Source organism: Rhodococcus sp. 21391 (assembly GCF_016772255.1).
In the GTDB taxonomy this organism is placed as follows: domain Bacteria; phylum Actinomycetota; class Actinomycetes; order Mycobacteriales; family Mycobacteriaceae; genus Rhodococcus_F; species Rhodococcus_F opacus.
Genome location: NZ_CP063781.1, coordinates 6,964,207 through 6,990,362 on the forward strand (window position 1 = coordinate 6,964,207; position 26,156 = coordinate 6,990,362).

Here is a 26,156-nt window from a genome sequence, read left to right on the forward strand (position 1 = left end):
TGGCGGCGCGCGGAGGCCTGACGGCGGTTGCGCGAGCCGATCATCCACCGACCCAGCGGTGAGTGAGAAAGTGCGTCAACAGGTACATTTTCACGCACCTGTGCGCGGCGCCGGGTAGAAGGGACTTCGACGTTCATGGCCACAGTGACCTATGACGGTGCCACCTGCCTGTTCCCCGGCTCGGACAAACCGGCCGTCGACACGCTCGACCTGAAGATCGAGGACGGTGAGTTCCTGGTCCTCGTCGGCCCGTCCGGCTGCGGCAAGTCGACGTCGCTGCGGATGCTGGCCGGGCTCGAGGACGTCCACAGCGGCCGGATCCTCATCGGCGACCGCGACGTCACCACCCAGGAACCCAAGGAACGCGACATCGCGATGGTGTTCCAGAACTATGCGCTGTACCCGCACATGTCGGTGGCCGAGAACATGGGTTTCGCGCTCAAGCTCGCCGGCGCCGCGAAGGACGACATCCGCAAGCGCGTCGAGGAGACGGCGAAACTCCTCGACCTCGAGCCGTATCTGGACCGCAAGCCGAAGGCGCTGTCCGGCGGTCAGCGGCAGCGTGTCGCGATGGGACGTGCCATCGTCCGGCAGCCGCAGGTGTTCCTGATGGACGAGCCGCTGTCCAACCTCGACGCCAAGCTCCGCGTGCAGACGCGCACCCAGATCGCGCAGCTGCAGCGTCGCCTCGAGACGACGATGGTGTATGTGACACACGACCAGGTCGAGGCCATGACGATGGGCGACCGGGTGGCGGTGCTGAAGGACGGGGTGCTGCAGCAGTGCGCGTCGCCCCGCGACCTCTACAACAGGCCGGCCAACGTGTTCGTCGCCGGCTTCATGGGGTCGCCGTCGATGAACCTCTTCACGTTGCCGATCACCCCCGACGGGGTCCTGCTCGGCGACGCGACCATTCCGCTGCCCCGGCAGCTGCGCGCTGATACCGACGAACGCGAGGTCGTCGTCGGGATCCGCCCCGAACACCTGGAACTGTCGACCACCGGCATCCCGATGGAGGTCGCGGTGGTGGAGGAACTCGGATCCGACGCCTACATCTACGGCCGCAGCACCGTCAACGGGGAGACCCAGCAGTTGGTGGCCCGCGCCGACTGGCGGAACCCGCCCCGCAAGGGTGACCTGGTGAAATTGCACGTCGACCCGTCCCAGGTGCACCTGTTCTCGGCGTCCGAGGGCTACCGGCTGAGCTGACCCGGCGGTGGCCGGAGCGGTTCCTGACCGATTCAGGTCGGGGGTAATGCCGGACTTCTGCGGTGTTCCATGCCACAGTATGTTCCGACACCGCGCCGGTGCCGCGAGTTCTGTCGTGCCGGTAACGGGTTCATCCACATCTACCTACGGGGAGACTCCATGGTTCAGATTTCGAGAGCGGTCCGGCGCGCCGCGGTGTTTGCCACCGCTGCCTCGCTGGTCACGCTCACCGCTTGCTCGAGCGACAGCGGCAGCGACTCCACGTCGGAGAACCTCGACGGTCGCGGACCCATCACGTACGTCGAGGGCAAGGACACCACCGAGACCGGTGTCGTCCGCCAGATCATCGACGCGTGGAACGCCGAGCACCCGGACGAGCAGGTGACGTTCAAGGAGCAGTCGAACGACGCCGATCAGGCGCACGACGACCTGGTCCAGCACCTGCAGGCCAAGCAGTCCGACTACGACGTCGTCGCACTTGACGTCCCCTGGACCGCGGAGTTCGCGGCCAAGGGCTGGCTGCAGCCGCTGACCGGCGAGTTCGCGGTGGACAACACCGGAATCCTCCCCGCCACGGTCGACAGCGCCACCTACAACGGCACCCAGTACGCGGCGCCGAAGAACACCAACGGCGGCCTGCTGTACTACCGCAGCGACCTGCTGCCCGCCGCACCGAAGACGTGGGCCGAGCTGGCTGCCGCGTGTGAGGTCGCGAAGACCAACAACATCGACTGCTACGCCGGTCAGTTCGCACCGTACGAGGGCCTGACGGTGAACACCGCCGAGGTCATCAACGCGTACGGCGGCTCGTTCGTCGGCGAGGACGGCAAGACGCCGACCGTCGACAGCCCCGAGGCCCGCGCCGGCCTGCAGGTGCTGGTCGACAACTTCAAGAACGGTGACATCCCGGCCCAGGACACCACGTTCAAGGAGCCCGAGAGCCAGAAGGCGTTCGAGGACGGCAAGGCGCTGTTCCTGCGCAACTGGCCCTATGTGTACGGCACCGCCGACAAGGACTCGTCCGCGGTCAAGGGCAAGTTCGCGGTCGCCCCGCTGCCCGGCAAGGACGGCATCGGCGCCTCGACCCTCGGTGGCTACAACGCCGCCATCAGCGCGTACTCCGAGAACAAGGCCACGGCCCGCGACTTCCTCACCTTCCTGCAGGGTGAGCAGGCGCAGCGGATCATCGCCATGGGCTCGCTGCCGCCGGTCCGCGCCGCACTGTACGACGACCCGGAGATCATCGCGGCCTACCCGTTCATGCCGACGCTGAAGGTGTCGATCGAGAACGCCGTCCCCCGTCCGGTCACGCCGTTCTACCCCGCTGTGTCGAAGGCCGTGCAGGACAACGCCTACGCTGCCATCAAGGGTGAGAAGTCGGTGGATCAGGCGATCACGGACATGCAGTCCGGCATCCAGTCCGCAGGCTCGTAGAGCACAGGAGTGAACATGGCCGTTCCGACTGGGACCACCAGTGGAGCGCCGGCCCGTCCCGCGGCCGGGGATAACGACCCCGGCCGCGGTTCGCGTGAGAAGAGCGAGAACAGGCGACGCTTTGGGCTGAGCAGTCGCCGCGCGTGGCTGTTCGTCGTGCCGACGCTGGTCGTGCTGGCCGTCGTCATCGGCTACCCGGTGATCCGGGCAGTGGTGATGTCGTTCCAGAAGGACGCGGGACTCGATCCGTCGACCGGCATGTTCGTCGAGGGCGGCTGGGCCGGATTCACCAACTACACGCACTGGATTCTGCAGCAGTGCACCTCCCCGAGCGGGGTGGCCGTGGCGTGCCCGCCCGGCACGCTCGGCTCCCAGTTCTGGTCGGCCGTCGGGAACACCGCGTTCTTCACCGTCGTCACGGTGGGCCTCGAGGTCGCGATCGGCCTGTGGATGGCGATCATCATGGGCAAGACGTTCAAGGGCCGCGCCCTGCTGCGTGCGGCGGTCCTGATCCCGTGGGCCATCCCGACCGCGGTCACCGCCAAGCTCTGGTACTTCATCTTCGCCTACGACGGCATCGCCAACCGCCTCCTCGGCACCGAGATCCTGTGGACGTCGGACGCGTGGCCCGCCCGATTCGCGGTGATCATCTCGGACGTCTGGAAGACCACCCCGTTCATGGCCCTGCTGATCCTCGCCGGACTGCAGATGATCCCGCAGGACGTGTACGAGGCGGCGCGGGTCGACGGCGCCTCGGCGTGGCAGCGGTTCCGGCAGATCACGCTCCCGCTGGTGAAGCCGGCGCTGATGGTCGCGATCCTGTTCCGCACGATGGACGCCCTGCGCATGTACGACCTGCCCGCCATCCTGACCGGCGGCAACCCGGCCACCACGACGGTGTCGATCCTCGTCGTGGACCAGGTGCGGCAAGGGTTCAACAGCGCGTCCGCGCTCTCCACCATCACGTTCCTCCTGATCTTCGCGGTGGCGTTCGTCCTCGTGAAATTCCTCGGCGCCAACGCCGTCGAGACTCAGGAAGCCCAGCGAAAGGGGCCGAAGCCGTGACCCATCGCGCCCCGGAGCTCGAACTCCCGAGCAGGCCCGTCCGCCGCAACCGTCCGAAGCGGTTCGCTTTCAAGAACTCTCGCATCTACATCGGTGTCGCGATCATCCTCGTCTGGGGGCTCGCGCCGTTCTATTGGATGATGGTGACGGCGTTCCGCGACCCCGACTACACGTTCGACACCACACCCTGGCCCACGCACGTCACGCTCGAGAACTTCCAGAATGCCCTGTCGACGAGCAGCGGCAACAACTTCACCCGGGCCGTCGTCAACAGCATGATCATCGGCGGAATCACCACCGTCGTCGCCCTCGCCGTCGGCATCTTCACCGCCTACGCGCTGGCTCGCATCGAGTTCCGGTTCAAGTACGTGGTGGTCGGCATCGTGCTCGGCGCGTCGATGTTCCCCGTCGTCGCCCTCGTCACCCCGCTGTTCCAGCTGTTCACGAACATCGGCTGGATCGGTACCTACCAGGCGATGATCATCCCGAACATCTCGTTCGTCCTGCCGCTCACCATCTACACGCTGACGTCGTTCTTCAAGGAACTTCCCTGGGAGCTCGAGGAGGCGGCGCGGATCGACGGCGCCAGCCGCGGTCAGGCGTTCCGGCTGGTGATGTTGCCGCTGGCGGCGCCCGCGCTGTTCACCACCGCCATCCTCGCGTTCATCGCGACCGTCAACGAGTACCTGCTCGCCAGCCAGCTCTCCAGCGACGCCACCGAACCGGTCACGGTCGCGATCGCCCGGTTCTCCGGCAACGACCCGCACGTGGTGCCGTACGCGGCGATCATGGCGGCGGGCACGATCGTCACCATTCCGCTGGTGATCATGGTGCTGCTGTTCCAGCGTCGCATCGTGTCGGGCCTGACGGCCGGCGGCGTGAAGAGTTAACGGTCGAGCGGAGCGAGGGGAAAGGTGCCGGTCGAGCGGAGCGAGGGGAAAGGTGCCGGTCGAGCGGAGCGAGGGGAAAGGTACCGGTCGAGCGGAGCGAGGGGAATAGGGTTCGGTCATGCATCCGGTGGCGAAGCGGCAGCGGCTCGAGGTTCTGATCGGCGTCCTCGGGTTCTTCACGGTGATGGCGTTCATCGCCGCGGTCGTCGAGGTCGTCCGCGGCGACCCCGGCGTCATCCCTGCGCTGGTGTTGCTCGGATGCCTGGTGCTGTCGGGGCTGGCGGTCGTCGCCCGGAATCGGGTGCGCTGAAACAGTACGGTCGGTATGGATATTTGCTGAGCGTTAGCGCGGCGCGCGTCACACTCGAGGCCATTCACATAACATACGTACGGGTGGGTGCGATGATCCTCCGTGACCGGATAACTGACCGGGAGTGTGGAAGTGAGTTCTGGCAACGACGCGACGGGCAACCATGCCTCCGATCCGGGGGGCACACCGCCCGTGGACGACGGTTCGGCTGACACGACCACTCCACCACCGGACGGGAAGAAGAAACGCAACCGGTGGCGCACGGTCCGCCGGGTCAGCCTGGTTGTGATCGCGTTGCTGCTGGTCGTCCCGCTCGTCGGGTTCCTGGTCAGTTACGTCCGCGCCGAGGTCCCGCGCCCGTCGGACATGAAGACCAATCAGGTCGCCACCGTCTTCGCCGCCGACGGCACCACCGAGCTGACCAAGGTGATCCCGCCGGAGGGCAACCGTACCGAGATCGCGCTCGACGCCATTCCCCAGCACGTCCGCGACGCCGTCCTGTCGGCGGAGGACCGCAACTTCTACTCCAACCCCGGCTTCTCCGTCACCGGGTTCATGCGTGCCGCCCGCGACAACGTCCTCGGCAAGGAAAGCGCAGGCGGCGGGTCGACGATCACGCAGCAGTACGTCAAGAACGTGCTGGTCGGCGCGGACCGCAACGTGTACCGCAAGATGCGGGAACTCGTGATCTCCACCAAGATGGCCCGCGAGTGGTCCAAGGACGAAATTCTCGCCGCCTACCTGAACACCATCTACTTCGGGCGCGGCGCGTACGGCATCGAGGCGGCGTCGCGCGCCTACTTCGACAAGCCGGTCGGCGACCTGTCGGTGGCCGAGGGCGCGGTGCTCGCCTCCGTGATCCAGAGCCCGTCCTACCTCGACCCCGAGGCCAACCTCGACCAGCTGCAGGCGCGCTGGAACTACGTGCTCGACGGCATGGTCGCGATGAGTGTGCTCAGTCAGCAGGACCGCAGTGCGGCCGAATTCCCGGTCACCGCCCCGTCCAACCGGCCCACCGACGCCAACTCCGCGCCCGGCCCCGACGGCCTGATCCGCAACCAGGTGCTGCACGAGTTGTCGGATGCGGGAATCTCCGAGCAGACCCTCAACACCGAGGGACTGCAGATCACCACCACGATCGACCCGAGGGCGCAGCAATCCGCGATCGACGCCGTCCACGACAACCTCGAAGGGGAGGACCCGGGGCTGCGGACCGCGGTCGTGTCGATCGATCCCCGCACCGGCGGTGTGCGCGCCTACTACGGCGGCGAGGACGGCGCCGGCTTCGACTACGCCCAGGCGCCGCTGCAGACCGGGTCGTCGTTCAAGGTGTTCGGCCTGGCCGCGGCGCTGGAGCAGGGTATCCCCCTCTCCGCTCGGTTCAGCAGTGCACCGCTGACAGTCGGCAGCGTCCAGATCGGCAACGTGGAGGGCGAGTCCTGCGGCACGTGCACCATCGCCGAGGCGACGAAGCGGTCGCTGAACACGAGCTTCTACCGGTTGATGATGTCGCTGGACAACGGTCCGCAGGCCATCGCCGACGCCGCCCACAAGGCGGGGATCCCGGAGTTCATTCCCGGGGTGCAGGGTAAGACGCTCAGCGAGAACGGCGGCGAACCCGAGGGCGGCATCGTCCTCGGCCAGTACCTGTCGCGGCCGATCGACATGGCGTCCGCGTACGCGACGCTCGCGGCGTCGGGCATCTACCACCAGCCGTATTTCGTGCAGCGGGTGGTGACCGCCGACGGCGTCGTGCTCCTGGACCGTGCGCCCAGTCCGGGTGAGCGCCGGCTCGATGCCGCGGTGGCCGACAACATCAGTCAGGCACTGATGCCCATCGCCTCGTACTCGCGGGGCCACGCGCTGGCGGGGGGACGCCCGTCCGCGGCGAAGACCGGCACGGCGCAGCTCGGCGACACCGGCGAGAACAAGGACGCCTGGATGGTCGGCTACACGCCGTCGCTGGCGACGGCGGTGTGGATCGGCAAGGCCGACGCCACCGCCATCAACAACAGCTGGGGCGGCCTGATCTACGGTTCGGGTCTGCCGTCCGACATCTGGAAAGACACGATGGACGGCGCCCTCGAAGACACCGATTGGGAAGACTTCCCGTGGCCCGACCCGATCGGCGGCCAAGCCGGTGTGCCCACGTGGACCGGTCAAACCAGCGGCGACGGAACGGGAACCGGCACCAGCGGGGTTGTCCCGCCGCCCGGTGCCCCCACTCCGGCACCCGTCGAGGTTCCGCCTCCGGCCGTCCCGGTCCCGCCCGTCCCGCCGGTGCCCGCACCCGTCCCGGCGCCGACCCAGATCGAAATCCTGCCGGGCGTCATCATCCCGCTGCCGGGTTAGCCGAGGTTCTGAAACCCGCCGCGCGGCGGAGTCCTGTTCGGCAGCACCACAACCCGCAGCGCGGCGCGGAGGCTTTCCGTCGTCTTGGCCCAGGCGCTTGCCTCGTCCTCGCACATGTCGGCCTCTTCGGGCTCTTCCTCGCGGGCGAGTTCCGCGTTGTGGCGCCACTCGATCTCCTGCTCGGTGCAGAGCCGGAGGAACTCGAGGATGGTGTCGCGGTCGCGTCCGCAGATCTCCGCGACGTCGTCCGGGTCGAGCCCGCTCTCGGAGTCGAGGTGGATCAGGGTCACGAGGGCGGCGGGGAACTCGTCCTCGCATTCGTGCTCGGCGTACGAGGACGTGGCGCCGGGTGTGGAATTGAGTTTGCCGCCGAGCTTTTCGGCGAACGCGTCGTCGACGGTGTCCACGAAATGCTCGAACATCCGGAACACCGACACCAGGTGATCCGCGACGAACGGTGATCCGTCGACGCGCATGACGGCGACCACGTTGTCGACGATGAGCAGGAACTTGATGTCGGGCCACTGGCGGTTGAGGTCGGCGAGCGCCTCCGCGGTGCGCGTGCGATCGCTGATCGTGTGGACCACGCGGGCGAACACCTCGACGCGGGCGTCCTCCTCGATCACCCGCACATACGTGGGGAGGTCGCCGACCCAGACGAGGATGTCGCCGTCCGCGTCCTTGCCCGGTGCCTGCTCGAGCATGGATTCGACCGCGGCATCGACACGGTCGCGCAGCCCGGCGCCGTCGCGCAGCTGGGCCGGGACATCGGCCGTACCGAACTCCGGGGTCTCGCCCCGGCCACCGGTGATCGCCTTCAGGAACGAGGGATGCAGAAGGTCCCAGATCTCCCGGAACACGGTGACCGTCATCGACGCCAGCAGGTGGGCGTCCTCCCGGCCGGCGTCGAGGTAGTACGACGCGGAACCGTTGCCCTCGTCGACGTGCTCGCACAGGTCGGGGCGATTCCAGCCGAGCTCGATCAGCCGATCGTGTTCCTCCTCGGTGAGTGCCCGCGCCGGGTGCAGGAAGCGGTTGGACGGCACCTCGCACCGCACCTTGTCGCCGGCCCACGCGAAGAACCGCACACACGCGGCGGTCTCGACGAGACCGTCGTCGACGCTGTCGTACTGCGACTGCAGCACCAGCTCGTCGTCGTCCTCCATCACGTGCACGTACCCGGTCAGACGGTCCTGGAGTTCGGTCCAGGCGTCGTCGATCTCTCGATCGAAAGTGTTGTCGGACATCACGCCTCCCTCGATGAATCCTGGGTATCACCGTAGAGGGAGGGTCTGACAAGAAATCGAACACAAAGGCGAATGCACCTTTCGTCGCCGTGAAGACGACGAAAGGTGCATTCGCCGGGAGCTGAGCGACCTATGGGCTCAGATGCTGCTGCGTGGTGAACTACGCGTCGATGATGAACGCCTCGAGCTCGGTACGAGCCTTGTCGTCCGCCATCTGGACCGGCGGGGACTTCATCAGGTACGCGGACGCCGGGTAGACGGGTCCGCCGATGCCGCGGTCCTTGGCGATCTTGGCTGCGCGGACGGCGTCGATGATGATGCCGGCCGAGTTCGGGGAGTCCCAGACCTCGAGCTTGTACTCCAGGTTCAGCGGAACGTCACCGAAGGCGCGACCCTCGAGGCGGACGTACGCCCACTTGCGGTCGTCGAGCCAGCCGACGTGATCCGACGGGCCGATGTGCACGTTGCCCGGACCGAGGTCGCGGGTCAGGTTCGACGTCACGGCCTGCGTCTTGGAGATCTTCTTCGACTCCAGGCGATCACGCTCGAGCATGTTCTTGAAGTCCATGTTGCCGCCGACGTTCAGCTGCATGGTGCGGTCGAGCTGCACGCCGCGGTCCTCGAAGAGCTTCGCCATCACGCGGTGGGTGATGGTGGCGCCGACCTGCGACTTGATGTCGTCACCGACGATCGGGACGCCGGCGTCCTTGAACTTCGCGGCCCACTCGGGGTCGGAGGCGATGAACACGGGCAGGGCGTTGACGAACGCGACACCCGCGTCGATGGCGCACTGGGCGTAGAACTTGTCGGCGTCCTCGGAACCCACGGGCAGGTACGAGACCAGCACGTCGACCTTGGCGTCCTTCAGGGCCTTGACGACGTCGACGGGCTCGGCCTCGGAGATCTCGATGGTCTCGGCGTAGTACTTGCCGATGCCGTCGAGGGTGGGGCCGCGCAGCACCGGAACGTCGGCCGGCGGGACGTCGGCGATCTTGATGGTGTTGTTCTCGCTGGCGAAGATGGCCTCGGACAGGTCGAATCCGACCTTCTTGGCGTCGACGTCGAACGCGGCGACGAACTGGACGTCGCGCACGTGGTACTTGCCGAACTTGACGTGCATGAGGCCGGGAACGGTCGCCGTCTCGTCGGCGTCCTTGTAGTACTGCACGCCCTGAACCAAGGACGAGGCACAGTTCCCCACGCCCACAATGGCCACGCGCACCGCGGTGCTGTTCTCACCCATGGTCGGGTTCTCCTTTTTTCTTAGGTGTTGCTGTCGATTGCTCGGCGGCGATCAGCTCGTTGAGCCAGCGCACTTCACGCTCACTGGATTCGAGACCGAGCTGGTGGAGCTGCTTGGTGTAGCGATCCAGCGTGCCGCTCGCTTTTCCGATCGCGTCGCGAAGCGCCTCACGGCGCTCCTCGACCTGGCGTCGTCTGCCTTCGAGAATCCGCATCCGCGCCTCTGCGGGAGTGCGGCTGAAGAAGGCGAGATGAACGCCGAATCCGTCATCGGTGTAGTTCTGCGGACCCGTGTCGGCGACCAGTTCCTTGAACCGCTCCTTGCCGATCGGCGTGAGCTGGTAGACGCGGCGGGCGCGACGCTTGACGGTCCCCGGAGGGCCTGCGTCCTCGGCGATCAAACCGTCTGCCTGCATGCGTCGAAGCGTCGGGTAGAGGGAACCGTACGAAAAGGCGCGAAATGCACCCAGCAGTCCCGTCAACCGTTTGCGCAGCTCGTATCCGTGCATGGGTGACTCGTGGAGCAGCCCGAGAATTGCCAATTCGAGCACGTCCACCCCCTGAGTCGCCCGACCTAACCGCGTGATGCGATTCAAAACTATATCGCACCGATATATAGGAGGATACGCGCGCTCGATACACGGGACAAGCCGTCACAGGTTGTCAACCCAGGTCCGGGTGTCCGGCTGCGTCGCCGAATGTCACACCGGTGCGGTCTGACTGAACGAATGTCACGTCGGGCGACCAACCGCGGCCGACGGCACCCGACGGCGGCTGGTGGGCAACGACCCTGGACGCTCAGTCCTCGTAGGGGTAGATGTCGAACGGTTCGCCGTCGAATCCGACGACCATATGTCCGGTGTGGCCGGCAGCGTTCTTCACGTGGATGGAGATGGTCGGCGGTCCGTCGTCGGACCCGGGTTCGTACCGGAAGGAGACGATCTCCACCGCGCCGTCGGGGACGCGCAGGGTTTCGGGTGCCCCGGCGAGCAGGCGGGCGATCGCGACCTGGTCGACGGTGCCGAGGTCGAAGGACTTCTCGTCGTCGGATCGGGTGGACGAGCTGCCCCAGTCGTCGAATTCGCCGTCGTAGAGGTAGGAGTCGGATTGCCGGGCGTTGCCGGAGGACGGCCGGTCGAAGACGGCGTGAGCCGGGTAGAGGCCGAGTTCGTCGGCGACGGTGTCGCCGTACTCGGCGCGGTACTCGTCGAGGAAGAAGTGCAGCCCGGCGCCGGTGGTGAGGTTCGGCACCGATTTCGACGGGCCGAGGTCGCTGTTCGCGACGGCTCCGGCGATGCCGCCCGCGGCAGCTGCTGCGACGACGAGGACCGCGGCGTACACCCACCGTCGCGACGATCGGCGGCGTCGCGGCGACACGACGGGGCTGGCCGCGAGCCGGCTGGGGATCTGGAGGTCCCCGATGAAGCGGTCGAGTTCGTCGAACGTTTTCGCCCGCATCGCCGTGGAAGTGCGGGAGGCGTGTTCCTCCGCGGACAGTTGCCCGTCGGCGAGTGCGGCGTCGAGCATCCCGCAGGCGTCGGCGCGGTCGGAGTCGCGGGCGCGGATTCCCGCGAGTGTGGTCCTGGGCATCTACGTCCTATCGGCCGAAGGGGTAGACGCTCAGTGGTGCACCGGACGGGTCGAGTTCCATGTGTCCGCTCTCGCTGAACTCGTTGGTCACGTAGATCGACACGGTGGGGCCGTCCTCGTCGGCTTCGAACGAGATGTGGCTGACTTCTCCGTCGGGGACGCCCAGGCTCACCGGGGCGCCTACGACCGTTCCGCCGATCCGGTCGAGGTTCAGCGTCGACAGGTCGAACACGGGGGTGTCGACCTTCCGGGTGGTCAGGGTTCGCGACGGCGTGAACCCGCCGCGGTAGTCGTAGCTCACCATCCGGTTCGGTTCGAGGGGAAGCGCGCGTTCGAGGCTGGCGTGGCCGCCCTCGTAGAGCGTGAGGTCGTCGACGATCAGATCGCCGAACTTGGCGCGGTACCGGTCGAGGAACACCTTCATGCCCTCGGGTGTGACGGGATTCGGCGTCGCGACGACCAGCGGTTCGACGGAATCGAAATCGACCTGCTGCGCGACGGGTGTCACGGTGGCCTGTGCGTCGTCGCTGTCGACGAGAGTGAAGGCGCCGACTGCCGCCACGATTGCGGCGACGGTGACGGCGGCCGGGAACCAGTGCTTGGCGGTGTCGCGTGGGGGACGTGCGTCCGGTGGTGCGTCTGAGGGTCGCTGCAGGTCGCTGACCAGGACCTCGAGGTCGGCGAGGGTGCGAGCTTCCGCGGCGAGGTCGGACATCGCACGGTGTTCCGACTCGTTGATCTGGCCGTCGCCGAATGCGGCGTCGAGCAGTGCGGACGTGTTGGCTCGATCGACGTCGCGTGCCCGCGTGTTCGGTGGGTATCGGCTGGCCACGGGTGGATCTTAGAGCTAGTTCGCGGGGTTCACCTGCCATACGTCTCCGCCGAGCGTCGCCCGCAGATAGCCTCCGCCGGTCTGGTCCCTGTCGTAGACGTACACATTGATCGTCGGCCCCTTGCCGCCGTCGGCGAGGAGAACGTGCCCGATGGTGCCGTCGGGGACTCCGACCAGCCGGGGTGCGTCGGCGATCAGCGCGACGAGTGCCGGCACATTTACCAGCGCGAGGTCGACCTCACCGGTTCCGGGGAGGCGCTGCGTGCGGATGCCCGACGGCTTGAACCCGCCGCGGAAGTCGTACCGGTCGACCTTGTCGGGCGCGTCCGGGGCCGTCCGCGACAAGATCGCGTATTCGTCGTACAACCCCAGTTCGTGGACGGTGAGATCGCCGAACCTCTGCCGGTACTGCTCGAAGAGGGCGTGGATCCCGTCCTGGGTGAGGGGCTGCGCCTGGCCCACGATGATCGGTTCCACCGCGGGCACCTCGACCTCCGGCTGGGCCAGCGGTTTCTCGACCTGCGCCGGGACGGGTGCGGTGACGGGATCCGGGCCGTCCTGTTCGGTGAGTGCGAGACCGATCGCGCCGACCGCGATCACCGCCCCGCACGCGACCGCGATCCGCAGCGCCCGGCGGGGTGCACCCGATGTCCGGACAGGTGCCTGGGCGGTGATCGACGACGGCAGCTGCAGGTCGCTGATCAGCAGGTTCAGCTCGGCGAGAGTCTTCGCCGACATGGCCTGGACGGTGCGGTCGTGGTACTCGCCGGCGCCGAGCTGTCCATCGGCGTAGGCGGCGTCGAGCTGGCTGCATGCGTGGACCCGATCGAGGTCACGTGCGCGAGTCTGCGAGGACGGTCCTGAGGCCACACCGGCATCGTAGTGCGGCAACCGTGTTTGACCAGCGTCACTCGACCGACCCCTTCTCTCCGGACGCGACGCACGTACTCTGGTCTCCGTGCGGATACAGCGGCAGGTGGTGGACTATGCGCTTCAGCGCCGGTCACTCCTGGCCGAGGTCTACTCGGGCAGGACGGGTGTCACGGAGGTCTGTGACGCCAGCCCCTACCTGCTTCGTGCCGCAAAGTTCCACGGCAAGGGCAGTGATGTGGTGTGCCCGATCTGCCGTAAGGAGCAGTTGACTCTGGTCTCCTGGGTCTTCGGTGACAAGTTGGGCCCGGTGTCGGGTTCGGCTCGTACGACCGAGGAGCTGGTGCGTCTCGCGTCCACTCAGGAGGAGTTCTCGGTTCACGTGGTCGAGGTGTGCCGGACATGCAGCTGGAACCATTTGGTCCAGTCCTATGTTCTCGGTACCGTGCCCGAACCGAAACGGCCCAGGCGTTCGTCGCCACGGCCGCGGCCTCCGAGCCGTCGAACCGCGAGCGAGTAGACACGCCCGAACACGGACGCGGGCAGAAGAGTGCCCACAGACGTAACGCAGGACTGAAGCCGGTCCACAACCACTGGAGATTTGTACGTGAGTTCCCCCCGCAGCAACGCCCCGGGTGATCGACCGAACGGACCGAGACGACCGAGTGGCCCCCCGCCACAGGGACGCCCCGGAGGTCCACCACCCCGCGGCGGACAGCCTGCGGGTGGGCCCCCGCCGGGCCGATCGGGCGGCTCGCCGCCGCGACGGATGCCGCCTCCGCCCCCGCAGGGTGGTGGCCGTCCCCCCGGCCCGCCGCCTCGTCGTCCCGGTCCGCCGCCACAGGGTGGTGGCCGTCCGCCGGGTCCCCCGCCGCGTCGTCCGGGCCCGCCGCCCGGACGTCCCGCAGGCGCTCCCCCGGTGGCGCGTAACCAGTCGGGCCCCGGTGGGCGCCCGCCGGGACCTCCGCCGTCGAACGGTCGCAAGACCGGCGGCGGCCGCGGTGGTGAACCGCCGAAGGGTGGAAAGAAGACGGCTGTGAAGAAGTCGCGGTGGAAGATCGTTCGCCGGACGGCGTACGCGTGCGTCGCGATGGGTCTGATCATCCCGATCCTGCTGTTCATGGCGGCGTACGTCGTCCAGGACGTCCCGCGGCCCGGCGATCTCAAGACCAACCAGGTGGCCACGATCTACGCGTCCGATGGAACGTCGGTGCTCAGCAAGGTCGTGCCGCCGGAGGGCAACCGCACCGAGGTGACGCTGGACCAGATCCCGAAGCACACCCGTGACGCCGTGCTCGCTGCCGAGGACCGGGACTTCTACTCGAATCCCGGCTTCTCGATCGGTGGTTTCGCGCGTGCCGCCCGCGACAACGTCCTGGGTAAGGACAGTGCCGGCGGTGGCTCGACCATCACGCAGCAGTACGTGAAGAAGACGATGGTCGGTTCCGAGCGTTCGCTGACGCGAAAGATGAAGGAACTCGTCATCTCGTCGAAGATGGCCCGCGAGTGGTCCAAGGACGACATCCTCGCCGCGTACCTGAACACCATCTACTTCGGGCGTGGTGCGTACGGCATCGCGGCCGCGTCGAAGGCGTATTTCAACAAGCCCGTCGACCAGTTGACGGTCGAGGAGAGCGCGGTGCTGGCGTCGTCGATCCAGCTGCCGTCGCTGCTCGATCCGGAGACCAACCCGGAGGGTGCGCAGGCGCGCTGGAATTACGTGCTCGACGGCATGGTGTCGGCGGGAACGCTCGAGCAGTCCGCCCGGTCCGTGATGCAGTACCCGCCGTACGTGCCGATCGCGCAGGTCGACAACGGCAACCAGGATTCCGGACCGGAGGGCCTGATCAAGAACCAGGTTCTGCGTGAGCTGGGTGAGGCGGGGATCAGCGAACAGCTGCTCAACACCGAGGGCCTCGAGATCACCACGACGATCGACCCGGTCGCCCAGGCGGCGGCGGTGGATTCGGCGCGCTCCAACATGGAGGGTGAGCCGGAGAATCTGCGTACCGGTGTCGTGTCGGTCGACCCGAAGACCGGCGCGGTGCGCGCGTACTACGGCGGCGAGGACGGCGGTGGTTACGACTTCGCGAACGCGGGACTGCAGACCGGTTCGTCGTTCAAGGTGTTCGGTCTGGCCGCGGCCCTGGATCAGGGCATCCCGCTGTCGCAGATGTACGACAGCTCGGAGCTGACGGTCAACGGCATCACCATCAGCAACGTCGAGGGCGAGGGCTGCGGCACCTGCACCATCGCCGAGGCGCTGAAGCGGTCGCTGAACACCAGCTTCTACCGTCAGGAACTCGAGCTCGACGGTGGACCGCAGGCGATCGCCGACATGGCCCACAAGGCTGGCATCCCGAAGGAGATCCCCGGCGTCGGGCCGTCGCTGACCGAGCCGGACGGCAGTGGTCCGAACAACGGCATCGTGCTCGGCCAGTACCAGTCGCGGGTTCTCGACATGGCGTCGTCGTATGCCACGCTGGCCGCCTCGGGTACGTACCACGCCCCGCACTTCGTGCAGAAGGTCGTGAGCGCGGACGGAACGGTCCTGCTCGACCGCGGCGGCGACACCGGTGAGGACCGCATCGACAAGGACGTCGCCGACAACGTGACGTCGGCGATGGAGCCCATCGCCGGGTACTCGCGCGGCCACAACCTGGCGGGCGGACGCCCGTCGGCGGCTAAGACGGGTACTGCGCAGCTCGGTGACACCGGAAAGAACAAGGACGCCTGGATGGTCGGGTACACCCCGTCTCTGTCCACGGCGGTCTGGGTGGGTACCACCGACGGTCAGGCGCTGGAGAACAGCAGCGGCGCCATGATCTACGGTTCCGGTCTGCCTTCCGACATCTGGAAGGACACGATGGACGGCGCCCTCGAGGGCACCGACGTCGAGAAGTTCCCGAAGCCGGGTGCGATCGGTGGCCAGTCGGGTATCCCGGCCTATTCGGCGCCGGCACCGACCAAGACGTCGGCGCCGCCGGCGAGCACGTTCCAGTTGCCGACGGAGCTCGTGCCGCCGGTGGTCGTGACACCGTCGCCGGTGGAGATCCTGCCCGGGATCACCATTCCGATTCCGGGTCTGGCCCCGAGGCCGACCACGGCGGCCCCGGCCGTTCCGGCGGAACCGGAGACGACGACGCCGCCGAACGCCGGCAACGGCCAGCAGCAGGTTCCGGCCCGTTAACGGCGACCGGTAACCTCGCGGAGTGGCCGACAACCCTGACGCGCACGCCGTCCGCGACGCGGACGAGACGGGATTCGTCTCGCCCGCGCCGCTGGCTGAGGATCGGCGTTCCGCGGATTGGCGGGACCTTCCCGGGCGCACCGACCCGCTGACCGCCGACCTCTCCGGGGTGATCGGCGGTCCGGTCGGACGGCATGCGGTCGTCGGGCGCAGCCGGTTCTTCACGCCGATGCGCGCCATTCTGTTGCTGGCGATCGTGTTTCTCGCGCTCGGCTGGTTCGCGAAGGCGCCGTGCATCCAGCAGGCGCCGGTCGACGAGAACGGCGCGCTCGGGCTCGACTGGAGTGGCAGCCGGCAGTACGTCGCCATGTGCTATTCGGACACGGTGCCCCTGTACGGGGCGGAACGGTTGAACGAGGGCGCCTTCCCCTACAAGAAGTGGTGGGAGGAAGACGCCGGCAACGGCCAGATTCAGCGCCGCTACATGGAGTACCCGGTGATCTCCGGGCTCTACCAGTACGGTGCGATGACGATCGCGAAGTCGTGGGATGCGGTGCACTGGCTGCCCGGTGCGCTGCAGGTCGCGATCTATTTCAACGTCGTCGCGCTCGGTCTGGCGCTGGCGTGGCTGGTCACCGTCTGGGCGAGTGCGCTGCTGGCCGGACGCCGCATCTGGGACGCCGCGCTGATCGCCGGTTCCCCGCTGGTGATCGTGCACGCGTTCACGAATTTTGATCCCCTCGCAACGGCTTTCGCGGCGGGTGGGCTGCTGGCGTGGTCGCGGAAACGTCCGCTGCTCGCCGGGATCCTGCTCGGGCTCGGTGGTGCCGCCAAGCTGTATCCGCTGCTGCTCCTCGGACCTCTGCTGGTGCTGTGCCTGCGCACGGGCAAGGTCCGCGAGTGGTCGGTGACGGCACTGACCGGTATCGGCGCGTGGCTGGCGGTCAATCTGCCCATCGCCCTGCTGTTCCCACACGGCTGGGCCGAATTCTTCCGGCTCAACTCCGAACGCGGCGCCGACCCGGACTCCGTCTACAACGTGATCTCGTCGTTCACCGGCTGGACCGGATTCGACGGCATCCTGTCGGCCGGTCAGGCGCCCACCGTGCTCAACGCCGTGTCGTTCCTGCTGTTCGCCATCGTGTGCGTCGGGATCGGGTATATCGCGCTGACGGCACCGAGACGGCCGCGACTGACCCAACTGTGTTTCCTGCTGGTCGCGGGTTTCCTCCTCACCAACAAGGTGTGGAGCCCGCAATATTCGCTGTGGCTGGTGCCGCTGGCCGTGCTCGCGTTCCCGCACCGGCGGATCCTGCTGGCCTGGATGACGATCGACGCGCTGGTGTGGGTGCCACGGATGCTCTACTACCTCGGCGTGTCCAACAAGGGACTCCCCGAGCAGTGGTTCACCGCCGCGGTGGTGGTCCGCGACGTCGCGGTCGTGGTCATCTGCGCGCTCATCATCCGCCAGATCTACCGGCCCGACGAGGACCTCGTGCGGTACGGCCTCATCGACGATCCGGCGGGCGGCGTGCTCGACCAGGCGACCGATGCACAGCCACGGTGGCTGCCCGCCTGGCTACGGCCGCGGCAGCCGGTAGAAGCGGCTCCCGCTCACAGCGTTTCGCCGGCGACCGGTTAGGGCTTCGACAGCACCAGAGCCGCCCCGACCGCGAACACCGCGATCGACAGACCGAGGGCGATCGCGCGGATCGACCACTGACGGGCGTCGGCGGCGGCGCGCACCGAAAGGTCGTACTCGCCCCGCTCCCACAGTCGGTGGACCGTGAGCGAGCGCAGCAGTGCGACGACGCCGAACGGCACGAACGCGATGATCGCAAGAATGGCGAGCGGCAGACTGCTGGCGGGCGGCGGTGCCAGCGGCCCGCCGAGGTCCGCCGAGGTGTCCTGCTGCTGCGACGTCATGCGTTGCCTCCCCGTGGTGGAGCCCACGACAGTGGGCGACGAGGTGGAGTATAGGCCGTCGAGATTCCCGACTGTGCAGGGCCTTTCGCGCTGTCGGCGGTTACGCCCCGGCTATCGGCCGGTCTCCACTACGGGTGGATGTGCCCGGGCCGCGACCCACGCCGCCACCTGGGTGCGGGAGCTGACAGCCAGCTTGTCGAAGATGTGCTCGACGTGTCCGTCGACGGTGCGCCGCGAGATCACCAACGACTCGGCTATCTGCCGATTGCTGAGGCCCTGGGCGAGCAGGCCGGCGATCTCCTGTTCCCGTTTGGTGAGCGGCGACGCCTCGGCGCGGGGTGGCGCCCTGTGCTCGGTGGGGGTTCCCAGCGCGAGATCGACGGCCTCCTCGATCGTGAGCCGGACCGCAGGCGTTGCGAGTTGGGCGAACTCGTCGGGTCCCACGATGCGGGCAGCGTCGCGCTCCGACGACAGCGAGTCGTCGGTGATGTGCGGGCCGAACGCCGCGACGGACGTGCCGAGCCGATGCCACACACCTTTCGCGGCGCCGCACAGCCTCGCCGCCGCGTTCGCGTCGCCGCTCGACGTGGCCACCCACGACAGCACCTCGATCGACAGGGCTGTGCAGATCTTGTCCTTGAAGTCGCGTTGGATCCGCAATGCTTGCTGGGCGGCATCGACGGCGTCGTCGCCCCGGCCAAGGTGAAAGTACGCGACGCTCGAAACCCACAGGGCGTAGGCCTTGTTCCACTTCTCACCGTGCGCGTCCGCCACCGCGATCACGTCACGGCACGTCTCGAGGGCATCGTCGAGCCGGCCGTCGTAGGTCTGCGCCATGCCCATCTCGAACGACGCGGTCAGCACCGAGGCGGTGTCGCCGACGGCGCGGTGGACGGCGATGGCGTCACGGAACAGCCGGATGGCGTCGTCGGGGTGGCCGGAGAACACGGCGTGGATCCCCGCCCAGTGGTCGGCGTGCGCGCGCAGTCGTTCGTCACCGAGCGCGGTCGCGATCGCCGTGCATTCGTCGAGGTGTTCGCGCGCGGCGTCGCGGTCGCCCTGGATGAGTGCGGTCCACGCGGTCACCCACAGCACGTCGCCCCGCTCCCGGGTGGGTTCGGTGAGCCGTAGCAGTATCCGCTCGAGCCGAATCCGCCCGTCGGACAGGTTGCCGCCTGCGATCCAGTGGTACCGCAGGGCGACGGCCAGTTCCGCGGCCGCCGCCCGCTGTGAGTCGTCGTGCAGGGCCCAGTCAAGGGCAGCCACGAGATTGGGGTGGTCGATCCGCAGTCCCGCGAGGATCTCGGATTGTCCTGGCCCGCACCAGTCGAGCGACGACCGGCGGGCGCGCTCCGAATAGTGCTCGAGATGTCGCCGGTACAGCTCGTCGTGCTCCCCGCTCAGCTCGAGGAGCTCGTGCCCGTACTCCCGTACCGTCATCAGCTGCGAGTAGCGGAGTCGCTCGGTCGAACGGTCCACGGTGACAAGACATTTTCCGACCAGCCGATCGAGAACGTCGATGACCGGCGTGTCCGTCAGCGCGCCGAACCCACTGATCGCCTCCGCGGCTTCGAGATCGAAGCTTCCGGGGAACACGGCGAGCCGGGACCACAGCAGCCGCTCGGTGTCCGAGCACAGTTCGTAACTCCAGTCGATGAGGGCGCGCAGCGTCTGCTGCCGGGGCATCGCCGCCCGGTCGCCACCGGTGAGGAGCGCGAAACGCTGGTCGAGGCGTTCGACGAGCTGCGAGGCGGACAGCGACCGCAGCCGGGCCGCGGCGAGTTCGATGGCGAGCGGGATCCCGTCGAGCTGATTGCACAGCTGCGCGACGGCCGGGGCGTTCGCGTCGGTGAGGCGGAAGTCGGCGACGACGCCCTGCGCGCGTTCCACGAGCAACGACACCGATTCGAACGGGGCGATGTCCGCGGCGCGGCAGTCCTCGATGTCACCCGGAGTGTTCAGCGGTGGAAGGACGTACGTGAATTCGCCGGCGATCCCGAGCGGTTCGCGACTCGTGGTGAGGATCCGGACCTCCGGCGCCGAGGCGAGGACGGCACCGACGAATTCGCTTGCCGCGGAAAGTAGGTGCTCGCAGTTGTCGAGGACGATCAGCAGGTGCCGGGACTGCAGCTGGTCGATCACCTTGTCCATCACCGCACGGCTCGACTGGTCGGTGACGCCGAGGGCGGCCGCGGCCGCGGAGGGCAGCGCGGCGGGATCGCGGACGGGCGCGAGGTCGATCCACCGGACGGAGTCGCGGAAGGCGCGCGCGGACCGGACCGCGAGTTCCTCGGCCAGCCGTGTCTTGCCCACGCCGCCGGCACCGAGCAGCGACACGAGCCGGGACTGTTGCAGTCGTGCGCGGGCTTCCTCGATCTCGCGGCGCCGGCCGACGAAGCTGGTCATCGACCTCGTGAGTTCTCTCGAGTGAGTCAGTGGATCTCTCCCGTGTCCGGTTGGCCAGGTGGCACGAACCTACCCCCACTGGATGTGACGGACAACACAGGTAACCGAGGGGGTGATTTACCCGGTGTGGGGGTGATGTGACGTGGGTCATTGTCGTTGGCATACCCCGGTTGCCCGCTCGACTCCAGCCGGAACCCATCGCCCCGAGGAGCTCAACACCATGTCAAAGACCCTTTCTTCCGCCGACGTCGATGTCGTCGTCGTGGGTGCCGGATTCGCCGGCCTCTACGCGCTGCGCAAGTTGCGCGACACGATGAAGCTGTCGACGCGGGTGTTCGAGGCCGGCTCGGACGTGGGCGGCACCTGGTTCTGGAACCGGTACCCCGGTGCCCGCTGCGACATCGAGAGCGTTCACTACTCGTACTCGTTCGACGAGGATCTGCAGCAGGAATGGCAGTGGAGTGAGAAGTTCGCCGGACAGCCGGAGATCCTCCGCTACCTCGAACACGTCGCCGACCGCTTCGACCTGCGTAAGGACATCACGTTCGACACCCGCGTGGTCGGCGTGCATTGGGACGACGAGAACTCGGTGTGGACGGTCCGCACCGACGACGGCGCCGTCGTGCGTAGCCGGTATTTCATCTCAGGGGCGGGCAACCTGTCCGTACCGAAGACGCCGGAGTTCGGCGGCATCGACAACTTCCGCGGGGAGGTGCTGCTCACCGGCAACTGGCCGCGTGAGGGCGCTGACTTCACCGGCAAGCGGGTGGCCGTGATCGGGACCGGGGCCAGCGGCATCCAGGCCATCCCGTTCATCGCCGAGGACGCGGCCGAACTGGTGGTCTTCCAGCGCACCCCCAACTTCGCGACCCCCCTCGGCAACGGTCCGATCGACCCGAACGAGGTGGCGGACATCAAGAGCAACTACGCGGACGTGAGGAACGCGGCCCGCAACCACTTCCTCGGCGTGCCGTTCACTCAGGTGCAGCCGTCCGCGCTCGCCGTCGACGCCGAGGAGCGCCGCCGCACGTTCGACGAGCGCTGGAACGCCGGCGGGTTCCGGTTGTTCATCGACTCCTACCAGGACATCCTGTTCGACAAGGCGGCCAACGACACGATCGCCGACTACATCCGCGACCGGATCCACGAGCGTGTGCAGGATCCGGAGAAGGCCGCGACGCTGGCGCCGACGGGCTACGCGTACGGCACCAAGCGTCCCCCGCTCGAGACCAACTACTACGAGGCCTTCAACCGCGACTCGGTGAGCGTCGTCGACGTGAAGACCACGCCGATCGACGAGATCACCGAAACCGGAGTTCGGGTCGGCGACCGCGTCTACGAGGTCGACACCATTGTCCTCGCAACCGGATTCGACGCGATGACCGGTCCGCTGATGGCCATGGACATCCGCGGTCGGGGCGGTCTGCCGCTGGCCGAGAAGTGGGAACACGGTCCCAAGACCTACCTCGGCATCATGGTCAACGAGTTCCCGAACCTGTTCCTCATCACCGGACCGCAGTCGCCGTCGGTGCTCTACAACATGCCCCTCGCCATCGAGGACCACGTCGACTTCGCGACCGACGCGATCGACTACCTGGACCGCCGCAACCTCGACGTCATCGAGCCCACCGCGCAGGCCGAAAGCGATTGGGGTGCCTTGACCAACGACATCGCCAACCAGACCCTGCTGCCGGAGACGAACTCGTGGTACATGGGCGCGAACATTCCCGGCAAGCCTCGTGCCTGCATGGTCTACCTCGGCGGCGCACCCACCTACCGGGCGACGTGCGACGAGGTGGTGGCCGGCGGCTACTCCGGATTCGCGCTCACCCGGGCGGAGGCCCGCGTGACCTCCACCGTGTCCTGAACCCCGACCCCCCCAACCAAGGAGACCGACATGGCACTCGACGCACACGCAGCAGAACTGATCGCCGGACTACAAGCGCAGGGGCTGAAGGCTTTCGAGCACAGCACCGTGGAGGAGGTGCGGGCGGTCGTGGCGACGTTCGCCGGACTGCAGGCGCCGCCCGAACCCGTCGCCCGGGTGGCGGACGCACACTACGAGAGCGGCGGAGCGCAGATCGCGCTGCGGGTCTACGTGCCGGAGGGCGAGGCTCCACACCCGGTGGTCCTGTACTTCCACGGCGGTGGGTTCGTCGCCGGTGACCTCGATGTCATCGACGAACCGGCCCGCGCGGTCGCGAACGGCGCCGGCGCGATCGTCGTCGCCGCGACGTACCGCCGCGCACCGGAACACCGGTTCCCGGCCGCCGCCGACGACGCGTCCGCTGCCCTGCAGTGGGTGGCCGACCACGTCGGAAGCTACGGCGGTGACGCCGGCAACGTCGTCGTCATGGGCGACAGCGCCGGCGGCAACCTGGCCGCCGTCACCGCGCTGCGGGCCCGGGACGAGGACGGGCCGCGCCTGCGGGGACAGGTGCTGATCTACCCGGTGATCGATCCGAACGCCGACCTCCCGTCCCGGCAGGAGTTCGCCGAGGGCTACGTGATCGGCGACGGGGACCTCGACTGGTTCTGGAGCAACTACCTCTCCTCGCCCGAGGACGCGGAACATCCGTATGCGGTACCGAGTCGCGCCGCCGGCCTCGAGGGGTTGCCGCCGGCCCTCGTGCTCACCACCGAGAACGAGGTGGCCCGCGACGAGGCGGAGGCGTACGCCGAGTCGTTGCGACAGGCCGGGGTCGACACCGAGGCGATCCGCTTCGACGGGCTGATTCACGGCGCGTTCTGGATGTCCGGGGCGGTTCCGCGCAGTGCCGAGATGCGCTCGGCGGTCGTCGAGTTCGTGAAGAGGGTGACGGCCACCGCGCCCGTCGCGTGACGTGACGTGACCGACCGTGTCAGCCCTCGACTCGTGCCTCGAGTCGGGGGCAGACACGTGGCCACTCCTCGTCGATCATCGAGAACAGTGCGGTGTTGCGCCAGGTCCCGTCGCGGCGACGCCGATGCTTGCGCAGGATTCCCTCGAACTCGGCCCCCAGTTTCGCGATGGCGCCGCGGGAGTGGGCGTTGCGCTCGTCGGTGTGCCATTCGACGCGGACCGCGCCGAGATCCTCGAACGCCCGCCGCAGCAACAGCAATTTCGCGTCAGGATTGATGAGCGTGCCCTGCGCGGAACGGGACAACCAGGTGTGCCCGATCGCGAGGCTGCGGTTCTTCGGGTCGATCAGATACAGCGACGTCGAGCCGACGATCCTCTCGGTGGTGATGTCGATCTGCGCGTACGCGAGGCGGGTCGGATCTTCGTCGGCGGTGCGGACGAACGCCACCGCGTCGTCGCGGTCGGCGATCGCTGCGGACGTCCAGTGGAAGATGCGGGGGTCGTCGACGGCGTCCAGCAGGCCGTCGACGTGGTCCTCGCCCAGTGGTTCGAGTCGTACGTGCCGTCCGGTCAGCGTGGGGTGCGCGAACCAGGATTCGCTCATCGCACCGGCTCGGGAGATTTCAGCACCGGCCGCCTGCCGGATTCGGGACCGGTGCGCCCACGGACGGGCGGATGCCGTTGGGCGGCGCGCAGGAACACGAAGAACAGCACCACCAGCAGTCCCGCGCGGCCCCAGACCCCGAACTTCACCAGAACCTCGAACGTCGACGCGTCGGTCTGGGCGGCGAGGGCGCCGAAGTATTTGAAGACGCCGATCCCCATCGACAGGTCGGCCACGAGATACGCCGCGACGAGCCCCCACGGGACGCGCAGTAGGACGAAGAACGGGATGAGCCACAACGTGTACTGCGGCGAATGCACCTTGTGCAGCAGCAGGAATCCGCAGAGCATGGCGGCGCTGACAGCAATCCACGGGTAGGCGCCGTCGCGTTGGAACCGCAGCCAGCCGAGCCGCAGGGCGATCGCGAACGCGGCGCAGACGAGGAGTGGCGACAGCAGGCTCACCGTCTGGTCGTACGCGGGGAGCGGGACGTCGTCGGCGACCGGACCGAACAGCGGCCGCAGGCCCCAGTACCAGATGGAGTTGGTCGTGAGGTCGGCCTGTCGGTTCTCCTGGAACGTGAACGACGCCCGCCATCCACTGTAGGAGATGAGGGCGAACGGCAGGTTCACTGCCACGACTGTGGTGATCGCGGCCACCGCGACCATCACCGCGCCGCGCACGTCGTAGCGCCGCCCGGCGATGCCGTTCCGGGTGAGGACGTAGGCGATCAGCGGCAGCACGAACGCACCCGGATACACCTTCAGGCAGAACCCGACGGCGAGGAGCACCGCCGCGAGGACGGCCCGGCCGCGGAGCGGGACCCGTTCGAGTGTCATGACGAAGATCGCGGCCACCGACGTCGCGACCACCGGCAGTTCCCAGTTGTGGAACGCGTACAGCACCAGCGGCGGAGTGGCCGACCACAGCAGCGCCCACCAGCCGGCCAGCCGTCCCAGCATCCACGCCGTGAGCAGGCCGAACGGAGCGAGGATCAGCGCCGAGTGCAGCAGGAAGTCGGCGTCGGTGTGTGAACCGATGCCGCCGAGCCACATCAGCACACCGCTCAGCACCGGGTACTCCACGGTGCCGCCGGTGAGGATGCCGTCGGCGTTGATTCCCCCGGTGACGTACGGAAAGACGTGCAGGTTGACGTCGCGCCCGAGCCACAGGAACTGGATGTCGGAGTAGCAGACCTGTGTGTCCTTGATGCGGTCGAAGATCAGGCTTCGCCCGACGCCGTCGAACGGCGCCCCGGCGCACCGCGCCTTCTGCAGGTAGCCGGCGAGCATGGAGAGGCCCGCCAACCCGACGACGAGCGCCGTGATCGGCGACCGCTGCCGAGCTCCGATATGCATGAATCCACATTAGGGTGCGCGGGCCTCCGCGTGCGAAGCGGAAACGGCGCGGGTGCGTACGTCAGTCGCTCGGCCGGCGCAGGGCGTCGGGTTTGTGGACGGCGTCCCGCCCGCTCTTGTCGCTGACGACGCGGTACTGCGGGTCGTCCTCGGACGCCCGCACCGTGCGGCCTGCCGCCTCGGTGTCCTCGGTGATCTTCTCCTCGACCGTCCCCGACGTGGTGGTGCCGTGGGTCTTCCACTCCACCTCGTCGCCCTGTCGGAATTTCTTCTCTTCTGCCATCGTGTCGGCGTACCCCGCGGTTCCCGGCGTCACACCGGTCGGCCTGATTTCGCTGGTCAGGGGCTCGTCGTGTAACCTGCAAAGGTTGCTGACGCAACGACCCTCCTGCCACGGACAGTCCGTGGCCGTTTTCACTAGTCCATAGGAGGTGATGAGGTCTTATGCGTCATTACGAATTGATGGTCATCCTTGACCCCAGCCTGGACGAGCGCACTGTTGCTCCTTCGCTGGATACGTTCCTCAATGTTGTTCGCCAGGACGGCGGCAAGATCGACAAGGTCGATGTCTGGGGTAAGCGTCGTCTCGCCTACGAGATCCTGAAGCACAGCGAAGGCATCTACGCGGTGATCGACATCAGCGCTACTCCCGCCACCGTCGCAGAGCTCGACCGTCAGCTCGGTCTGAACGAGTCGGTGCTGCGTACGAAGGTTCTGCGCCACAACAAGTGATTTCTGTCGGTCACCAGCCCTAGGCTCGTGCCCAACCGAACTCCACATTCTGCAGGA

General features: G+C 67.6%; 23 protein-coding genes. 12 read left to right on the forward strand and 11 right to left on the reverse strand.

Going from position 1 to position 26,156, the window contains the following annotated elements; translation table 11 throughout:
• Window positions 1-135: 135 nt before the first annotated feature.
• From GO592_RS32260 to GO592_RS32285, 6 genes are all read left to right on the forward strand, one after another.
• Complete coding sequence (locus GO592_RS32260; RefSeq protein WP_005264449.1) at window positions 136-1,209, forward strand: ABC transporter ATP-binding protein; 1,074 nt, start codon at window positions 136-138, stop codon at window positions 1,207-1,209.
• Window positions 1,210-1,368: 159 nt separating this feature from the next.
• Window positions 1,369-2,643 (forward strand): ABC transporter substrate-binding protein, encoded by a 1,275-nt coding sequence (locus GO592_RS32265; RefSeq protein ID WP_005264448.1) that lies wholly within the window; start codon window positions 1,369-1,371, stop codon window positions 2,641-2,643.
• A 15-nt stretch (window positions 2,644-2,658) separates the two neighbouring features.
• Window positions 2,659-3,708, forward strand: coding sequence for a carbohydrate ABC transporter permease (locus GO592_RS32270; protein ID WP_172652077.1), 1,050 nt, complete (start codon window positions 2,659-2,661; stop codon window positions 3,706-3,708).
• Window positions 3,705-4,598, forward strand: coding sequence for a carbohydrate ABC transporter permease (locus GO592_RS32275; RefSeq protein ID WP_005249640.1), 894 nt, complete (start codon window positions 3,705-3,707; stop codon window positions 4,596-4,598). Before GO592_RS32270 ends, GO592_RS32275 begins: the two co-directional genes overlap by 4 nt.
• Window positions 4,599-4,716: 118 nt before the next feature.
• Window positions 4,717-4,908 (forward strand): hypothetical protein, encoded by a 192-nt coding sequence (locus GO592_RS32280; RefSeq protein ID WP_202715036.1) that lies wholly within the window; start codon window positions 4,717-4,719, stop codon window positions 4,906-4,908.
• Window positions 4,909-5,040: 132 nt separating this feature from the next.
• Window positions 5,041-7,260: a transglycosylase domain-containing protein gene (locus GO592_RS32285; protein ID WP_172652075.1), complete on the forward strand. Its 2,220-nt coding sequence runs from the start codon at window positions 5,041-5,043 to the stop codon at window positions 7,258-7,260.
• Here GO592_RS32285 and GO592_RS32290 read toward each other — a convergent pair.
• From GO592_RS32290 to GO592_RS32315, 6 genes are all read right to left on the reverse strand, one after another.
• On the reverse strand, window positions 7,257-8,507 hold the full coding sequence (locus GO592_RS32290) for a T3SS (YopN, CesT) and YbjN peptide-binding chaperone 1 (protein ID WP_172652074.1): 1,251 nt from the start codon (window positions 8,505-8,507) through the stop codon (window positions 7,257-7,259). The two genes, GO592_RS32285 and GO592_RS32290, sit on opposite strands and share 4 nt — an antisense overlap.
• A gap of 160 nt (window positions 8,508-8,667) precedes the next feature.
• On the reverse strand, window positions 8,668-9,750 hold the full coding sequence (locus GO592_RS32295; RefSeq protein ID WP_005264442.1) for an inositol-3-phosphate synthase: 1,083 nt from the start codon (window positions 9,748-9,750) through the stop codon (window positions 8,668-8,670).
• Window positions 9,743-10,300, reverse strand: coding sequence for a PadR family transcriptional regulator (locus tag GO592_RS32300; protein ID WP_005264441.1), 558 nt, complete (start codon window positions 10,298-10,300; stop codon window positions 9,743-9,745). Before GO592_RS32300 ends, GO592_RS32295 begins: the two co-directional genes overlap by 8 nt.
• A 247-nt stretch (window positions 10,301-10,547) precedes the next feature.
• Complete coding sequence (locus GO592_RS32305; RefSeq protein WP_202715037.1) at window positions 10,548-11,339, reverse strand: DUF1707 SHOCT-like domain-containing protein; 792 nt, start codon at window positions 11,337-11,339, stop codon at window positions 10,548-10,550.
• Window positions 11,340-11,346: 7 nt separating this feature from the next.
• Window positions 11,347-12,171 carry a DUF1707 SHOCT-like domain-containing protein gene (locus GO592_RS32310; RefSeq protein WP_202715038.1) on the reverse strand — a complete coding sequence of 275 codons (825 nt, stop codon included), beginning with the start codon at window positions 12,169-12,171 and terminating at the stop codon, window positions 11,347-11,349.
• Between the two features lie 15 nt (window positions 12,172-12,186).
• Window positions 12,187-13,041: a DUF1707 SHOCT-like domain-containing protein gene (locus GO592_RS32315; RefSeq protein WP_202715039.1), complete on the reverse strand. Its 855-nt coding sequence runs from the start codon at window positions 13,039-13,041 to the stop codon at window positions 12,187-12,189.
• Between the two features lie 88 nt (window positions 13,042-13,129).
• On the opposite strand from GO592_RS32315, the gene GO592_RS32320 reads away from it, so the two are divergent.
• From GO592_RS32320 to GO592_RS32330, 3 genes are all read left to right on the forward strand, one after another.
• Window positions 13,130-13,561, forward strand: a complete 432-nt coding sequence (locus GO592_RS32320; RefSeq protein WP_172652070.1) for a DUF5318 domain-containing protein — start codon at window positions 13,130-13,132, stop codon at window positions 13,559-13,561.
• Between the two features lie 399 nt (window positions 13,562-13,960).
• Window positions 13,961-16,231 carry a transglycosylase domain-containing protein gene (locus GO592_RS32325; protein ID WP_202715040.1) on the forward strand — a complete coding sequence of 757 codons (2,271 nt, stop codon included), beginning with the start codon at window positions 13,961-13,963 and terminating at the stop codon, window positions 16,229-16,231.
• A 22-nt stretch (window positions 16,232-16,253) separates the two neighbouring features.
• Window positions 16,254-17,873, forward strand: a complete 1,620-nt coding sequence (locus tag GO592_RS32330; protein WP_172652068.1) for a glycosyltransferase family 87 protein — start codon at window positions 16,254-16,256, stop codon at window positions 17,871-17,873.
• On the opposite strand, the gene GO592_RS32335 is transcribed toward GO592_RS32330, so the two are convergent.
• Together GO592_RS32335 and GO592_RS32340 are read right to left on the reverse strand one after the other, a co-directional pair.
• Window positions 17,870-18,157, reverse strand: coding sequence for a CD225/dispanin family protein (locus GO592_RS32335; protein WP_144288872.1), 288 nt, complete (start codon window positions 18,155-18,157; stop codon window positions 17,870-17,872). The two genes, GO592_RS32330 and GO592_RS32335, sit on opposite strands and share 4 nt — an antisense overlap.
• A 111-nt stretch (window positions 18,158-18,268) precedes the next feature.
• Window positions 18,269-20,563, reverse strand: a complete 2,295-nt coding sequence (locus tag GO592_RS32340) for an ATP-binding protein (protein WP_172652067.1) — start codon at window positions 20,561-20,563, stop codon at window positions 18,269-18,271.
• A 220-nt stretch (window positions 20,564-20,783) separates the two neighbouring features.
• Here GO592_RS32340 and GO592_RS32345 point away from each other — a divergent pair, with 220 nt between their 5' ends.
• Window positions 20,784-22,430, forward strand: coding sequence for a flavin-containing monooxygenase (locus GO592_RS32345; protein ID WP_202715041.1), 1,647 nt, complete (start codon window positions 20,784-20,786; stop codon window positions 22,428-22,430).
• 30 nt (window positions 22,431-22,460) lie between these two features.
• Window positions 22,461-23,405 (forward strand): alpha/beta hydrolase, encoded by a 945-nt coding sequence (locus tag GO592_RS32350; RefSeq protein WP_065492646.1) that lies wholly within the window; start codon window positions 22,461-22,463, stop codon window positions 23,403-23,405.
• A gap of 19 nt (window positions 23,406-23,424) precedes the next feature.
• Here the strand turns inward: GO592_RS32350 and GO592_RS32355 are convergent, their stop codons facing one another.
• From GO592_RS32355 to GO592_RS32365, 3 genes are all read right to left on the reverse strand, one after another.
• On the reverse strand, window positions 23,425-24,009 hold the full coding sequence (locus GO592_RS32355) for a GNAT family N-acetyltransferase (RefSeq protein ID WP_172652065.1): 585 nt from the start codon (window positions 24,007-24,009) through the stop codon (window positions 23,425-23,427).
• Window positions 24,006-25,367 carry a glycosyltransferase family 87 protein gene (locus GO592_RS32360; protein ID WP_172652064.1) on the reverse strand — a complete coding sequence of 454 codons (1,362 nt, stop codon included), beginning with the start codon at window positions 25,365-25,367 and terminating at the stop codon, window positions 24,006-24,008. The genes GO592_RS32355 and GO592_RS32360 overlap by 4 nt, the downstream gene beginning before the upstream one ends.
• A gap of 61 nt (window positions 25,368-25,428) precedes the next feature.
• Window positions 25,429-25,650 carry a DUF2945 domain-containing protein gene (locus GO592_RS32365; protein ID WP_157792784.1) on the reverse strand — a complete coding sequence of 74 codons (222 nt, stop codon included), beginning with the start codon at window positions 25,648-25,650 and terminating at the stop codon, window positions 25,429-25,431.
• A gap of 161 nt (window positions 25,651-25,811) precedes the next feature.
• Here GO592_RS32365 and rpsF point away from each other — a divergent pair, with 161 nt between their 5' ends.
• On the forward strand, window positions 25,812-26,099 hold the full coding sequence (rpsF, locus tag GO592_RS32370; RefSeq protein ID WP_005249677.1) for a 30S ribosomal protein S6: 288 nt from the start codon (window positions 25,812-25,814) through the stop codon (window positions 26,097-26,099).
• Window positions 26,100-26,156: the final 57 nt, after the last annotated feature.

What these genes read in the sequence shown, in the direction of transcription:
- GO592_RS32260 (WP_005264449.1), top strand. Translation starts at nt 136, where the DNA reads ATGGCCACAGTGACCTATGACGGTGCCACCTGCCTGTTCCCCGGCTCG.
- GO592_RS32265 (WP_005264448.1), top strand. Translation starts at nt 1,369, where the DNA reads ATGGTTCAGATTTCGAGAGCGGTCCGGCGCGCCGCGGTGTTTGCCACC.
- GO592_RS32270 (WP_172652077.1), top strand. Translation starts at nt 2,659, where the DNA reads ATGGCCGTTCCGACTGGGACCACCAGTGGAGCGCCGGCCCGTCCCGCG.
- GO592_RS32280 (WP_202715036.1), top strand. Translation starts at nt 4,717, where the DNA reads ATGCATCCGGTGGCGAAGCGGCAGCGGCTCGAGGTTCTGATCGGCGTC.
- GO592_RS32290 (WP_172652074.1), bottom strand. Translation starts at nt 8,507, where the DNA reads ATGTCCGACAACACTTTCGATCGAGAGATCGACGACGCCTGGACCGAA.
- GO592_RS32295 (WP_005264442.1), bottom strand. Translation starts at nt 9,750, where the DNA reads ATGGGTGAGAACAGCACCGCGGTGCGCGTGGCCATTGTGGGCGTGGGG.
- GO592_RS32305 (WP_202715037.1), bottom strand. Translation starts at nt 11,339, where the DNA reads ATGCCCAGGACCACACTCGCGGGAATCCGCGCCCGCGACTCCGACCGC.
- GO592_RS32335 (WP_144288872.1), bottom strand. Translation starts at nt 18,157, where the DNA reads ATGACGTCGCAGCAGCAGGACACCTCGGCGGACCTCGGCGGGCCGCTG.
- GO592_RS32340 (WP_172652067.1), bottom strand. Translation starts at nt 20,563, where the DNA reads ATGACCAGCTTCGTCGGCCGGCGCCGCGAGATCGAGGAAGCCCGCGCA.
- GO592_RS32345 (WP_202715041.1), top strand. Translation starts at nt 20,784, where the DNA reads ATGTCAAAGACCCTTTCTTCCGCCGACGTCGATGTCGTCGTCGTGGGT.
- GO592_RS32350 (WP_065492646.1), top strand. Translation starts at nt 22,461, where the DNA reads ATGGCACTCGACGCACACGCAGCAGAACTGATCGCCGGACTACAAGCG.
- GO592_RS32355 (WP_172652065.1), bottom strand. Translation starts at nt 24,009, where the DNA reads ATGAGCGAATCCTGGTTCGCGCACCCCACGCTGACCGGACGGCACGTA.
- GO592_RS32360 (WP_172652064.1), bottom strand. Translation starts at nt 25,367, where the DNA reads ATGCATATCGGAGCTCGGCAGCGGTCGCCGATCACGGCGCTCGTCGTC.
- GO592_RS32365 (WP_157792784.1), bottom strand. Translation starts at nt 25,650, where the DNA reads ATGGCAGAAGAGAAGAAATTCCGACAGGGCGACGAGGTGGAGTGGAAG.
- rpsF (WP_005249677.1), top strand. Translation starts at nt 25,812, where the DNA reads ATGCGTCATTACGAATTGATGGTCATCCTTGACCCCAGCCTGGACGAG.